Source organism: Bradyrhizobium sp. SMVTL-02 (assembly GCF_051853005.1).
GTDB lineage: Bacteria > Pseudomonadota > Alphaproteobacteria > Rhizobiales > Xanthobacteraceae > Bradyrhizobium.
Window position 1 is genome coordinate 6,918,577 of record NZ_CP182469.1, and the last position, 13,754, is coordinate 6,932,330.

Genomic DNA, 13,754 nt, shown 5'->3' on the forward strand with positions numbered 1-13,754 from the left:
ATGATTGAGCGGCACCCGTCGTCTGAACTGTTGATCTGCTGCCAGAATGCTTTTGTGGCTATGCGCCTGACGCGATGAAGGAGGCAGATCTTATCGCCAAGGTCGACCAAGATTTCTATGGCGCTCGCGTGCATTGGGCGCACAGCAATGGCCCTTCAGCGAACGAACCAATCCTGGAACGCAGTGCCTCGCTTTTATGGAACGCCGAAAGCGATCGGTAAATGGACCGTCCAAGTTCATCCATGACTCCGTCCCGGTGGCGTCGTGCCGAGTCGTTTCCGCGAGACGCCTTTGGCGCCGAGCAAGTCCGTATCACCAAGTCAATTCCAATGTCCCCCAACCCGCCTCGACGTAGCTGCGAAGCGTCGAAACCTATCAGTTTGTTTTTCAATCCTGAGACTGCGGGTGCAGGGTCGTCATCTCGCACTTCCAGCGTCACCAATCGGTCGGAGTGAGGGTGCTGTTCACCCATGAGTCTCCGCTTTCCTGAGCATCAGTCTTTCCGAGGACGCCGACAGCCGAAACGCATCGCTTTCCATTGTTTGAACAACAACGCTGCTACGATATAATTTTCAGGCTATAGGCCATCAGTGGAAGCATGTCGGGCGGGGGCGGGACCGGCCGCTGACGTGGCCACCTCGCAGGGCTGCAATGCGAGCGGAGTGGTCTCAGCAACTTTTCTTCTATTCGCGTTGATATCCAATCCCACGACGCGCAATTGACGTGTTCCAATGCAACATCAACCGGAGCATGATGGTCGGATCGGCAGCACTCGACAGGCAAAGTTCGACGACCGCGTGATTCTCTTGACGTTCCGCCCAAGAAGCGACGGGCGATTACACAAGAGCCTCGCTCGCTTCAACCGTGAGAGTTGACGATGGGCCAATCGAAGGAGACGTTCCGCACCATGAAGCGACCTCGGAAGAATCGTGGCATGCCGCCGCCCGCGACGTTCGATATCGATTCGCTGCCGGGCAGCTCTAATTTAACGGCATTAGAGACGGCCGCCGTCATCCGGCGCACGCCTGGAGCTCTGGAGCTATGGCGGCGCAATCCGAGCCATCCGCTGAAATGGCGCTACGTCGATGGCCGCCCGCTTTACCGCGTCGATGCGGTGCGCGACTATCTGGCCGGACGCGACAAGACAACTAAGTCGCCGCAGCCGCATAATGCTCGCGAAGACGGCCAAGCAATTCGCCCTTGATGGGATCGAGCGGATTCGTACGCTGCAGTCGCACGATCTTGCCCGCCCGTTTCGCGCCGACCAACTCCGCGATGTAGTCATGAGCAGCTTCGAACGCCATCTTGCGGATAATCCACTGTTCGTCGTGATTGTAGACCTGATCGATTCCGCGCGGCTTTTGCCCGACACACAACCGCTGGATTTCGTTGTCATAGCCGCAGCGCGACATGATGGTTCGCAAGCTGCGCCTTAAGTCATGCATGGTGAATTTGGCGGCCCCCGCTTCCTTGACCAGGCGCTCGACCATCTTTGTGAAGCCCGACATCTGGCCGCCGGTCTTCGGTGACGGGAAGACATAGTCCGACGTCGCACGCTGGAAATGTTTCGCGGCCGCAAGCACCTCGTCAATGAGGTGGGTGCGCGGCACGTCGTGGTGGAGGCCCATCTTAGTCCATGCTGCATCGAAAGTGATGCGGTCATCCATGACGCGATTTTGCCACTCGATCATGGTTGGCTCGCTGCGGCGCGGGCCACCGAGTAGGCACATTCGTGTCAATAGCCCAAACGTCCCGAGCTTGCCGGATGCGTGCCAGACTTTGATGATCTCCTCGTCGGTCAGCGCCCGGCCCTTCGTTCGGCGCCCGACTCGCTGCGCGCGCGTCTCCTTGGGCACGCGATAGCCGGCGAGCACGTTGTGCTCGACGTAACCTTCGCCAACGCACCATTCGAGGAACGCGTGCGTGTGCTTGCGCAAGTCCTTGGCTGCACCGCGCTTGCCGGTCTTGGCGATCCTGTCCACCGCCGCCATGATTTGCCGTCGCGTGAGCTCGGCGATGGCGAGATCGAAATGATCTTTCAGACCGCGTCGGAGCGCCGACATGGCCGGTTTCCAGTTGACGACCTGGCGCCCGGTCAGGGACATTTCGTAGGGGCCATATTCAACGATCAGGATCGCCAGTGTGGTGCACTGCCGCTCGGCTAGCGCTTGCCGCTTCGCCTCGCGTTTGGCCTCATTGGGATCGACCCCAATGACCACCTCCCCAGCGACGACGGTGGCCGCCCTGCGCGCGGCCTTCTCATTGAATTTGGGCCATGCACCCAGCGTCTTGCGTTGTGTGCCTTTCGTTCCAGGCTTTGTGAACATGAAGACCCAGGTCCGGCCACCAGTCGCGCGCATCCTAATTGCGAGCCCCGGCTGCTCTGTGTCGTGAAGATAGTGCTGCGACTTGCCCGGCGGCAGCGTTGCCACACGGATCGCCGCGTCAGTGAGTCTCAGGTAGTTCGTTGTTCCTTCAGCTCTGAGAGCTTCTTCGCTCTTTTCCATCGTTTGTGCCCATGCTCCTTGCGCCACGGGTCGAGGCGCGACCCTAGAAACGGACTACAAGCCGTTCCCTCCACGTTCCCAGTTTTGTTGTGCCCGAAGGGAATTTCTCCGGAGGGCACAGCAGGGACATACAAAATGTGGTAAGGCCAGCCAAGGCCAAGGATGGGCCGATATGGCCACAAACCCCTACCCTACAAGGACTTTTACAATCAAACTATGGCTGGATTAGGTTGACTGCAGTCTACCAATTGTGGTTCACACGGGAGAGGTCCAAGGTTCGATCCCTTGTGCGCCCACCATCCATTGCCCCGAGCGAGAAGTTATCGGCGATCCTCGCGCCGTCGCTGTTGGCAACTGCCTCCTCCAAAGCTCGAAAACAACCCCATGCACAGTAGCCGACCCAAGCCGGATCAACGGGTTATGCCGCTACGCGTTTTCCGAATCAACCATTGACGGGCCGGGCGAAGGAACGGCCCTTCCGCAGCGATCCAAGGGCCAATTGCGTGCAAGGAGGTTGTCATGTAACTCAGCTGAATCAGCCTGCCGCTCGAGCGGCCGTATTTCCGGAAATCTCATGCCGGCGGAAGCAACGAACAAAACGCACTTTCGCATCCGCCGCGCGCCGAAGGGCGGCCGCAGGGCCGCTGCGCCGGCCCCGGATATCGAGGAAAAGATTCTCGATGCCGCCGAGTTCGTGTTCGGACATTTCGGCTTCCGCGGAGCGACGACCGCGCTCATCGCCAAGAAGGCTTCCGTGGCGAAGGCCCACATCTATTACTACTTCGAGGACAAGGAGGATCTGTACCGCGCGATCCTCGAACGGGCGATGAACAAATGGGCGCGGGACATGGAGTCCCTCGACGCCACCACCGACATCGAGACCGTTCTCGTGCGCTACATCCACAGGAAGGTCGATTTCTCGCGGGATCACCCCCATCTGTCGCGGATCTACGCCAACGAAATCATCAGCGGGGCACCTTTCATCGGCAATTTCATCGAAAAGGTCTCGACGCCACTGCTGCACGAGAAGATCAAAACGATCGAGGCGCTGGCCGCGCGCGGAGCCATCAGGCCGATCAGCGCGGCCGATCTGTTCTTCTGCATCTGGGCCATGACTCAGGCTTACGCCGATTTTTCCAGCCAGATGGCCATCATGAAGCGCAAGCGGCAGCTGGAAGAGGCCGACTACGCATCGGCCAAAGCCACGATCGTACAGCTCGTGCTCGGCGGGCTTGGTTTTTCTGCCGCCGGCGCCGCGGCAGCGTCCAACCCCAAGGCCGGCTGAACGCCCGGCTCAGTGCCAATTGTCGGCATCGAAGACATTTGCCCCTGAACCGGGGGGCCGCGAACCCGCACCCTGCGCGCCTCTCTGCCTATTGACCGGGCAATTGTCTGCGCCTGCATACCTGTGCCGGCGTGTGTGCTCGCGGATGGCACTTCGAGCCTTTCACATTTTGGGCTCCCGACCCTGACCTTTCGTCTTTTGACCGATCGTTATAGACTCTTGAACGATCGTTTTATATCTGAGTGCAACCTGAATGTTGCTGCTCCCGGCCCTGCCGCGAGGAAACGTTTCGGCTGTCGATGAGGATATGAACGAACATGAGACGCCTGCTCCCGTATCTCGCCGCACCGGCCATCCTCGGAGCTCTGGCTTTCGCCGCGCATCTCTTCTGGAGCGGTGGGTCTCAGCCTCTCACCCCAGACGTCGATCCGCTCAGTTTCCGGCGCTTCCATGCCGCGCTGCTGGTCATGAGCAGAATTTCCGCAGAACGCGGTCCAGCCAACAGTGCGATGACCGAGGCGGCAGGGGACGAACCATTCACGGGCGCGCTGCGGGCGGCGCGGACCGAGGTCGATGATACCATCGCGATCCTGTCGGCCCTCCTTGCAGGCAAGGATCAACGCTCGCGCGACTTCCTTGCGCAGCTTGACGTCATCCGCTCGGATCTCCGTCGCGCACGGCGCGGCGTGGACGCGATCATCGCCCAACCTCGGACAGAGCGCAGTGCGGAGGGGCTTCAGCTTGCGATCGAAGGCATGTTCAGCGCCATCGATCCCGTGCAGGCTCTCGTCGGCGACCTCGGAGATCAGATCGTGGCCGCCGATCCCGCCGCCGCCAGCATGGTGCAGGTGGCGACGCTCATCACCGAGCTGCGCGACGTCGCCGGCCGGCTCGGCTCGCAGCTCATCGTGCCCTTGCACACCGGCCAACCGCCCGATGCCGAACGGGTGGCCGAGATCGCCCGACTGCGCACGCGAGTCAAGCAGATGCACGCGCTCGTCGCCGCCGACGTCGCGGCCTATCTCGCCGATCCCAGCGTAGCGCAGGCCTGGACCGTCGTGAACTCCCGTTACTTCGATCGCGCAATGGAGCTCGTGGACGGCGTACTTTTCCTGGTCGAGCCCCCCGGTGCCGTCGCCAAGCCGATGACACCAGCACAATTCACCGCGCGACTGGTGCCGGAGATGACCACGTTGCAAGCCCTGCGGGACGCTATCGTCAGCATGCGTCCCGAACGCACGGCGGATGCGCGTGATCGCTCCCGGCACTACGTGGCGGCCCTGCTTCGGGCGCTGGCATCCGCGCCGGAGCGGCAATCGTTATAGGGCATCCGAACATGCGAAAGGCGGCCTCGAAGCAAGGCCGCCTTTCCGGTGAAGAACAGTCACTCCGCCGGCACGGACGCAACCCGCATCTCGCGCGACATGAGCACGAGGTGCAGCACGGCTCCGAGACCTGCGCCGACCAACCAGCCCCAGTCGCCGATATTGGGAATGACCTTGTAGGCGCCGAGCAAGGAGAGACCGATCGAGGCCGCGCCGGACAACACCAAAGCGATCAGCGCTCTGCGATTCCAGCCGTTCTCGAAGTAGAGCGAGCCGGAGGAGGACATGGTGTAGAGATCCTCGACGACGACGTGCTGCTTACGAACAAGATAATAGTCGCTCACCATGATGCCGAACATCGGGCCTAGAATGGCGCCGAAAATGCCGACGAAGATCGTAATCGCTTGAGGGCTTGATACGAAGAGCCAGGGACAGACCATGACCGATAGGATCGAGGTGATGAGCCCACCGGTCCGGAAATTGATGCGTTCCGGATTGAGATTGGAGATGTCGTAGGCAGGGGAAACGAAATTGGCGACGATGTTGATGCCCATCGTTGCAACGATGAAGGTGATCGATCCCAAGGCGACGATCCATGGGTTGCCGATCTTTTCGACAATCAAGACGGGGTCCATGATCGCCTGGCCGAACACCTGCACGGTGCCGGCCGTCACGACGACGGTGATGACGGCGAAGACGATGAAGTTGACCGGGAGCCCGAGAAAATTGCCGAGCTTCATTGCCTTCTCGTCGCGGGCGAACCGCGAAAAGTCGCCGAAATTGAGCAGCAGCGCAGCGAAATAGGCCACGATCAGCATCGCGGCATTCGCCATATGGCCGGCCGTCGCTCCCCCGGCAGGCGGACTGAGCTGCAAGTCGAGACTGGAGGTGCCGGTCTGCGCCAGGATCCAGATCGCCAGCGCGAACATTACGACGTAGACGACCGGTCCGCAGAAATCGATGAACTTCCGAATCGTCTCCATGCCATTGAGGAAGATCAGGAGCTGAAACACCCACATGAAGCCGAAGCTGAGCCAGCCGAGCGTCGACAGGCCGGCGATGCCGTTCTGGGTCAACGACACCGCGCCCGGAAACCAAGTCAGCACGAGAACCTGAACGGCCTTGGATGCGAAATAAGTTTGCACGCCATACCACACGATCCCGACGATGCCGCGCAAACAGGCGGCAAGATTGGCGCCCATGACCCCGAAGGACATGCGGGCCACCACCGGAAACGGCACACCATACTTCAGAGAAGGGCGGCCGATCAGGTTCATCAAGACGTAGACCGCGGAGATGCCGATCACCATCGAGAGCAGGACTTGCCAGCCCGTCAGCCCCAGGAAGAACAGGCTGGCCGCGAAGGTGTAGCCCCCCACCGAGTGCACGTCGGACATCCACATCGCAAAGATGCTGAAAGCCCCCCAGGTCTTGCCTTCTCGCGCGGTCGGCGCGAGGTCGTGGTTGTAGAGCTTCGGATGGGCGCCCGTGATGACGACGACGGGCGGGTTGGCATGCGATCCGCTCATTGTTCCGACTCCTTGCTGAACAGGCCGTTCAACAAGCAAGCGGCGCGCCATTTTTGACCAAACGGTCAAACACATTTTACGATCGGTCAATTCGTGGGCAACGTCGGACCGAGGTCCAAGCGCCCGTCCAGCCCGTGGAGCGATTTCCGCCTTGATCGTCGAGGTTCGACACCCGGCGCCGACGGATTAAGGTGACCGTCCGACGACGCCCCGGGGCAGCGCGCATTCGAGCCGTGTACTCGCAGCAAGCACGGGAGGCGATTATGCGTGACCGTGGAGGACGCTTCCGCCCTTCCCGGATGCGCGGACGGCATGCCTACTCGATCGCCAGAATCTCGATCTCCTGCGCACCCGCCCCCCGACATCGCCCACGGTCTTTCCGATCAGCGAGCGCGCGACCGGCGAGACGAACGAGATCGAGCCGGCCTTCGGATCGGCTTTGTCCTCGCCGACGATGCGGTAGCTCCGCACGCGGAGGTCCGCCCGGCTGAACGTCATGCGCAAACACAACCTAGAGCGCGACGACGATTCATCCCGGTCTCATCGCGCTTTAGCGCGGCTTGAGCAGCTCGCGCGCGACGATCAGCTTCTGGACCTCGGTCGCCCCTTCGTAGATTCGAAGGGCGCGGACCTCGCGATACAGGCTTTCGACGATTTCGCCCTTGCGCACGCCGCGTCCGCCAAACATCTGCACCGCACGGTCGACGACCCGCTGGGCGGTCTCGGTGGCGGACAATTTTGCCATCGCAGCCTCACGCGTGGTGGGAAGCTTCTGGACGTCGCGGCGCCATGCGGCACGATAGGTCAACAGCGCCGCGGCGTCGGTTTCAGTCATCATGTCGCCGAGCGCGGCCTGGGTGAGCTGGAGATCCGACAGCGTCGCCCCGAACATGCGCCGTGTCTGGGCGTGCACTCGCGCCTCCTCCAGCGCACGTCTGGCAAAGCCGAGCGCGGCTGCAGCAACCGAAGCGCGGAAGATGTCGAGGGTCTGCATCGCGATCTTGAAGCCTGCACCGGGCGCCCCGAGCCGCCGGCTGCTCGGAATCCGACAATTGTCCAGGCGCAACGTCGCCAGCGGATGCGGCGCGATGATGTCGATGCGATCGGCAACGCTGAAGCCCGGGTCGTCCGGAAACAGGACGAACGCGGAAATGCCGCGCGCGCCGGGCGCCTCACCGGTCCGGGCAAACAGCGTGTAGACGTCCGCGATGCCGCCGTTGGAGATCCAGGTCTTCTCGCCGTTCAGAACATAACTATCGCCGTCTTGGCGTGCCGTGCAGGTCATCGCCGCAACATCGGAGCCGGCCTCCTGCTCCGAAAGCGCGAATGCCGCCAGCCATTCGCCCGAACGGACTTGCGGCAGCACGGAATGTCGCAGTTCCGCCGAGCCGGCAAGCGCAATCGCGCCGGATCCGAGCCCTTGCATGGCGAAGGCAAAATCGGCGAGGCCATCGGCATAGGCCAGCGTCTCACGCGACAGGCAGATCGAGCGGGAATCGATGCTCGCCACGTCGCCATCCGGCGCCGCGACCGCGCAATCGAGCAGCCCCTCCGCGCCAAGCGCGCGCACGAGCTTGCGGCAGGCGCCATCGACGTCGCGGTGATCGGCAGCCTGAAGTCCACCCTGCGCGACGAAGCGGTCGAGCGCGTCGCAAGTTGCGCGATGACGCGGTTCGAAGAACGGCCAGTCCAGCCAGTCGCGGGAGATTGTCATTGCCGGTGAGCCCATCTGTCGCTCCGCAAGGTCGGTGTCGGTTCGGGCGGCCGGCATGTTCTCTCAGAACCAGCGATCGCATCTGCCAACGCGGCTCGAACCGACTATTGTTTTAAGCATAAACTATTTCCTTCCCCGAAGGCGTTGTCAACGCGCCAAGACGCGGACGATGTTTCCAGTCCTAGTCCGGCGCTTCAGCGCCGGACTCGAATGCCCGGGACTTCGCGGTCCCGGGTCTGCGCCGTCTCACTGCCTGCTGCAGGACCCCTTCCTGATCTTGCGGGAAGACCGACTCCAGCAGCACGCAGACGAACATGAAGGCCGGAAACCACGGTGAACCGGTCGCACTCTGCACGACGGCGTTCAAGTCCAAGAGGCTCGTCCTGCACAGGACGAGGTACATCACATGGCAAGTCCTGCCAGCGCGTAGAACGGCGGTGCTCCCGACAGAAACCGCCTCATTCAACCATCGGGCTTCGTTTCACGGACGCGGCGGGAGCGATCTTACGCAATCGATACGATCTCGATCTCCTGCGCGCCCGTCCCGACGACGTCCCCCACCGCCTTCCCCATCAGCGACCTCGCCACCGGCGAGACGAACGAGATCGAGCCGGCCTTCGGATCGGCTTCGTCCTCGCCGACGATGCGGTAGGTCTGCACGCGTCCGTCGGTGCGGCGGAAGGTCACCGTGCTGCCGAAGGCGACGATGTCGGTGGTGACAGGATCCGGCATCACATTCGCCGTGCGCAACCGTTCGGTCAGATAGCGGGCGTCGCGCAAGGGCACGGCCGACTGCCGACGCTTCTCGTTGACGTCGTCGATGGCTTGTGCGGCCTCATAGGCCTCCCGCGCTTGTTGAAGCTGCGCCTGCAGGGCCTTGAGCCCGGCTTCCGTCACGAGATTCGGATGCGGCGAGATCGGACGATCCGGCAACAGCGTCTCGGACGCGGTCTCGGCGCTTTCTTCCTTGGTAAAGGCAACGCTCAATTCAAGAATCCTGTCGCTGTCCTGATGGTGACGCCCGCGCGGCAACATCGAGGACCACGACTATATCTCAAGTGCGACGAAACGGCGGAGCTTGACGACGAGATCCGGCATCGCCCGGCGGAACCGCGTCGCGTTCTGGAAGCTGGTGGAGAACGGCGCGAACGTGATCATCGCGTTCCAGTGCCGGTAACCGTAGACCGTGACCGAGGCGCCGGTCGCGGGAAAATCCTCCATCTTGCGAAGTTCACCGAGCACGAGATCGGCAATCGCTTCCGCGGGCAGCAACTGCCTGCCGTCCGGCGTCGTGGCGACCTTCACGGCCGGTTCGGCCGTCTTGGCTGCAGCCGGTGCGGCATCGGACGCGGCATCGGGCTTGGGCGATTCGGGGGTGGATGCCGGAACGGGCTCGAATCCATTCGTCGGGGCCGTCGGTGGAACCTCGGTGAGCGGTGGCGGAGCAACGATCTCTGCGCGCTTGTTGCCTCCGAGGATGCTGCTGATCATGGCCATGAGGCCAGCATCCTTCACGTCGTCGCTCATTACGCCCCCTGGCACTCCCTTCGGCCTCGGCCTACCTTAGCACCGCTCCGGCAGAGCGCCACAATGGATCTGCGGCCGGCCTCCGCCGAGCCGTCTTTCCCAGGGCAGCGGGGGCATTTCGCTTCTCGGCGGCGGTCTTCGCGCGCTTCGTCCTTCGGGACGACCGCTTTGCGGTCTCCTCATGATGAGGCTAAGCAGCATCGGTACCGTTGAAATTGCCGCCGCGTCGACCGCCCTCATCCTGAGGGCCCGCTGGAAGCGGGCGTCTCGAAGGATGGGCCGCGGCAGCGGCGCGAATTCTGATCACGTCGCCTCCGCAATCCGTTACTGCTTCTCGAACGGAATATATCGCTGGTACTGCTTCGGGACCGAGCTGCGGTAGCGCGCGGGCACGGTGCCGCTGTCGATCGAATGATCGATCTCCTGCTGCCGGGTCATCTTCTTCTTCGCTGGCTTCTTCGATGCGCTCTTCTTGGAGTCGGATGATTGGCTGGTGTCGGTAGTGGCGGCCGGCGCTGTCGCCGTGGCTGGTGCGGTGGCTGTCGCCGCAGGCGCAGCGGTCCCGTCGGCGGCGGGTGCGCTCTGCGCCAGCGCGAGCGATGATTGCGCAAGAAGCGCCAGCGCTGCTGCCGCAGCCAGCAAATATGACCTTTGCATCAGAACCTCCAAAACCTGAGCTGACCCGAATGAGGAAAAGCGTAGGCTTTCGGGAGTGGCGCGTGCAAGCCCGCTCACACAAGTTTGCCGACGAGAGGCCAGATGAACTGTGGCCGAGATCACATTGCTCACCGAGGCTTGGCCCATCATAGGCGCATGTTGAACGCGGCGCCCGCTGCGGACACCAAAACGTGCACGGCAATGTGTCGGACAAGTCACGGAACACGCAGATTGAGCCGGTGTTCCTCCTCCCCCCGTTCTCGAAGGAGACTGAAATGCGTCGCACCATCCTCGCCCTCGCATCGTTCGCAGCGCTGATCGCCGTAGCTTCCCCGGCTGCCCAGGCGCAGCCTGCAAACGACCGATATTGCCTGCAGGGCCGCATCTGGGGCTATCCCGGCAACTGCCAGTTCGCGACCTATCAGCAATGCCAGGCCTCCGCCTCCGGTACGTCGGCCTATTGCGGCGTCAATCCGCGCTACGCGTTCTGGCAGCAGCGTTACTACTGACATGATTGCGGCGTGCGCGCGACCACGCGCGCGCCGCCACAATTTTCACGCGAAGACGATCGGCCGCGCCGACAGCGCGGCGAGTAGACATCGCCTCCCCCGGCTCGCGCGCACCGATGACGAGAATGTTATCTCGTCATCGCTCCGGGACGAATTTGCAAAGCGCAGCCGCGGCTTGCTCGCCCCCCTCCGCTTCGAAACAGCGTCGACATAGCGCACGATGTGAAGCTGCGGCTTGTGGCGCGCCAAAATCCCTGATCTAGCTTTGCCTGCATATTCTATTGCGAACAACTTTAGCTTTATTCGCTCCGTCGTGACTTTGTCAGGGAGGTATTTTCAATGAGCAGCCGGCACGCAATTGTTCCGCGCGGATTGAACGCAACCCGTTCGCCGCTTTCGCAAGGCCGCTTCGGCCGCATGTTTCGCAAGCTCAGTCCGGCAAAATTCGGCGCGAACGACGCCGACAATGTCGCCAACCTGTCGGCACTCGCCGACAAGATGGTCGGCACGTTCGACGCGCCCAAGGATGGGCCGGACGCCGAGGAGAGCGGCATCCCCGCGCTCTACACTTATTTCGGCCAGTTCGTCGATCACGACATCACCTTCGATCCGGTCAGCTCGCTGACCAAGCAGCAGGATCCCGACGGGCTCGTCGACTTCCGCACGCCGTCGTTCGATCTGGACAACGTCTATGGCCGCGGGCCGAACGACCAGCCCTACATGTATGACGGCAACAAGTTCCGCCTCGGCGAGAAGCTGAGCGGCACGGGCGTCGCCGACACCAACGACCTGCCACGCTTCAAGGGCCGCGCGCTGATCGGCGATCCCCGCAACGACGAGAACAGCATCGTCTCGCAGTTCCAGGCCCTGATGCTGCGCTTCCACAACCGCATGGTCGACGACAATGACAGCCTGTCGTTCGAGGACGTGCAGCAGCGCGTCCGCTTCCACTATCAATACGTCGTGCTGAACGATTTCCTGCCGCGCATCGTCCACGCCAGCGTGCTGGAGGAGTTGAAGACCGCAGGGCGCTACGACCGCAGCAAGCTCGCCCACTATCACTGGAAGACCTATCCGTTCATGCCGGTCGAGTTCTCGGTCGCGGCCTACCGGCTCGGGCACTCCATGATCCGCCCCGGCTACCGGCTGAACGACGCGGACAACATGCTGCTGCAGATCTTCCCCGATCCGAACAATCCAGACAGGAACGCGCTGACCGGCTTCCGTGCCATGGGCCCGGGGCGCGCCATCGACTGGGGCCGCTTCATCGATCTCGACACGCGGCCCTACGGCGTCGAGGACGACGACACCAATCCCGACAACAAACGGCGACTGCAGTTCGCCTATCGCATCGACACATCGCTGGTCGATCCGCTGCGCAAGCTGCCGCCGGAGGTGGCGTCCAATCCGGCGTCGCTGGCGCTGCGCAATCTCGAGCGCGGCTGGCGGCTCGGCCTGCCCTCCGGCCAGGCCGTCGCCAGGGCGATGAACCTGACGCCGCTGACCGACGATCAGATCATCATCGGCAAGGCCGTCGACGAGCCGGGCCCTGGCGATCCGCAGGTGCCGATCGCGACGATCGCGAACGGCGTGTTCGCCGGCAATTGCCCGCTGTGGACCTACATCCTGGCCGAGGCGCGGCAATTCCAGACCGCCGTGGCCATCCCTGCCACCGGCGCACCGGCAGGCGGAATCAACACGCCGCAGCTCGGCCCCGTCGGCGGCCGCATCGTGGCCGAGGTCTTCCTCGGCATGCTGTTCGGCGACAATTCCTCGGTGCTATCGCTCGACCCGCAATGGACGCCGGTGACTGGCTCTGCCTTCGCGCTGAAGGACCTCGTCGCCTACGCGCTCGGCCAGGGCGATCCGCTGCACTGAGCGCGCCACGGAAGATGATGAGGAGGCCGCTCGCGTCACGCGGGCGGCTTCTGTGTACTCACTAGTCGCGTCCCGTCTTCTCTTGAAAGGCGACATTGAAAATGAGATGCATCATGTCGGCCTTGGGGCCAACAGGCGACATCGCCCTGCGGTTCAAAGGGACCAAACGGGCCACGAACTAGCGCCGCTACTGAGTCGTCCGTTAAGAAGGCGAATTGAGCGGGGCGGGACGGCCGAACGTGCGCCATAGCTGGAGCAGGATGAGGCACAAGAGTTCTCTGAGCCAGGCGAGGATGCGGCGGAAGTTGTGGCCCACGGCTGAGAGGATGACGTTAGCCGCATCGCCGGCGCGGCCTTTGAGGTAGCAGCGGCCGAGGTGACCATCGGCCTTCAGGTGTCCGATGATGGGTTCGATGGCGGAGCGGCGGCGCAGCTCGCGCTTGATGACACCGAAGACGCCGCGCTTCTGGCCGGAGATGAAGATCCGTCGGGGATTTTGTGCGTCGTGGCCGCGGTATCCCTTGTCGACATAGGCCCGCTCGATCGCGCAGCCGGTGAGTGTCTCGGTGCGGTCGATGACGTCCCGCAAGGTGTGACCGTCGTACGGGTTATCGGGTAGCGCCCTGGCGTGCAGCACGAACAGGCCCCCGGGAGAACGGCGGTTGTTGGTGACGATGGAGGCTTTGACGCCGATCTATGGACCACGCCCGCGTTGCAAGAGGAATCGACAAAGGGATGAAGCGGTTTGCGCCAATCTATCCGGCTTCAATTTGGGGCTGTTGCCCCGAGCCATCATGGATATCCGCTCACTTCTGTCCTCAAT

The 13,754-nt window shown here is 62.7% G+C and carries 11 protein-coding genes and 2 pseudogenes; 5 read left to right on the forward strand and 8 right to left on the reverse strand.

All coding sequences use genetic code 11. The features are described from left to right. Positions 1–877: 877 nt before the first annotated feature. Entirely contained in the window at positions 878–1,204 is a 327-nt protein-coding gene (locus tag ACNJYB_RS33095) for a hypothetical protein (RefSeq protein ID WP_439370733.1), read from the forward strand. On the opposite strand, the gene ACNJYB_RS33100 is transcribed toward ACNJYB_RS33095, so the two are convergent. Beyond that, the gene (locus tag ACNJYB_RS33100; RefSeq protein WP_439370734.1) at positions 1,149–2,507 is read right to left on the reverse strand and encodes a tyrosine-type recombinase/integrase; all 1,359 of its coding nucleotides are present in this window, start codon (positions 2,505–2,507) and stop codon (positions 1,149–1,151) included. The two genes, ACNJYB_RS33095 and ACNJYB_RS33100, sit on opposite strands and share 56 nt — an antisense overlap. Before the next feature lie 250 nt (positions 2,508–2,757). On the opposite strand from ACNJYB_RS33100, the gene ACNJYB_RS33105 reads away from it, so the two are divergent. Together ACNJYB_RS33105 and ACNJYB_RS33110 are read left to right on the forward strand one after the other, a co-directional pair. Next, on the forward strand, positions 2,758–3,792 hold the full coding sequence (locus ACNJYB_RS33105; protein WP_439370736.1) for a TetR/AcrR family transcriptional regulator: 1,035 nt from the start codon (positions 2,758–2,760) through the stop codon (positions 3,790–3,792). Between the two features lie 317 nt (positions 3,793–4,109). Then, positions 4,110–5,117 carry a hypothetical protein gene (locus tag ACNJYB_RS33110; protein WP_439370737.1) on the forward strand — a complete coding sequence of 336 codons (1,008 nt, stop codon included), beginning with the start codon at positions 4,110–4,112 and terminating at the stop codon, positions 5,115–5,117. A gap of 59 nt (positions 5,118–5,176) precedes the next feature. Here the strand turns inward: ACNJYB_RS33110 and ACNJYB_RS33115 are convergent, their stop codons facing one another. The 6 genes and pseudogenes from ACNJYB_RS33115 to ACNJYB_RS33140 form a co-directional block, all read right to left on the reverse strand. Further along, positions 5,177–6,646: an NCS1 family nucleobase:cation symporter-1 gene (locus ACNJYB_RS33115; protein ID WP_439370739.1), complete on the reverse strand. Its 1,470-nt coding sequence runs from the start codon at positions 6,644–6,646 to the stop codon at positions 5,177–5,179. A 316-nt stretch (positions 6,647–6,962) separates the two neighbouring features. Further along, positions 6,963–7,144, reverse strand: a pseudogene (locus ACNJYB_RS33120) (GreA/GreB family elongation factor); the annotation flags it as partial. Positions 7,145–7,196: 52 nt separating this feature from the next. Then, the gene (locus tag ACNJYB_RS33125) at positions 7,197–8,375 is read right to left on the reverse strand and encodes an acyl-CoA dehydrogenase family protein (protein WP_439375704.1); all 1,179 of its coding nucleotides are present in this window, start codon (positions 8,373–8,375) and stop codon (positions 7,197–7,199) included. A gap of 489 nt (positions 8,376–8,864) precedes the next feature. Next, positions 8,865–9,347: a transcription elongation factor GreA gene (gene greA, locus ACNJYB_RS33130; protein ID WP_439370741.1), complete on the reverse strand. Its 483-nt coding sequence runs from the start codon at positions 9,345–9,347 to the stop codon at positions 8,865–8,867. A 60-nt stretch (positions 9,348–9,407) separates the two neighbouring features. Then, positions 9,408–9,887 carry a hypothetical protein gene (locus ACNJYB_RS33135; protein ID WP_439370742.1) on the reverse strand — a complete coding sequence of 160 codons (480 nt, stop codon included), beginning with the start codon at positions 9,885–9,887 and terminating at the stop codon, positions 9,408–9,410. 324 nt (positions 9,888–10,211) lie between these two features. Next, on the reverse strand, positions 10,212–10,544 hold the full coding sequence (locus ACNJYB_RS33140; RefSeq protein WP_439370744.1) for a hypothetical protein: 333 nt from the start codon (positions 10,542–10,544) through the stop codon (positions 10,212–10,214). A gap of 275 nt (positions 10,545–10,819) precedes the next feature. On the opposite strand from ACNJYB_RS33140, the gene ACNJYB_RS33145 reads away from it, so the two are divergent. Continuing rightward, on the forward strand, positions 10,820–11,053 hold the full coding sequence (locus ACNJYB_RS33145) for a DUF3551 domain-containing protein (protein WP_439370745.1): 234 nt from the start codon (positions 10,820–10,822) through the stop codon (positions 11,051–11,053). A 339-nt stretch (positions 11,054–11,392) separates the two neighbouring features. After that, positions 11,393–12,931 (forward strand): peroxidase family protein, encoded by a 1,539-nt coding sequence (locus ACNJYB_RS33150; RefSeq protein ID WP_439370747.1) that lies wholly within the window; start codon positions 11,393–11,395, stop codon positions 12,929–12,931. Positions 12,932–13,133: 202 nt separating this feature from the next. On the opposite strand, the pseudogene ACNJYB_RS33155 reads toward ACNJYB_RS33150, so the two are convergent. Further along, positions 13,134–13,622 (reverse strand): annotated as a pseudogene (locus ACNJYB_RS33155) (IS5/IS1182 family transposase); the annotation flags it as partial. Positions 13,623–13,754 lie beyond the last annotated feature (132 nt).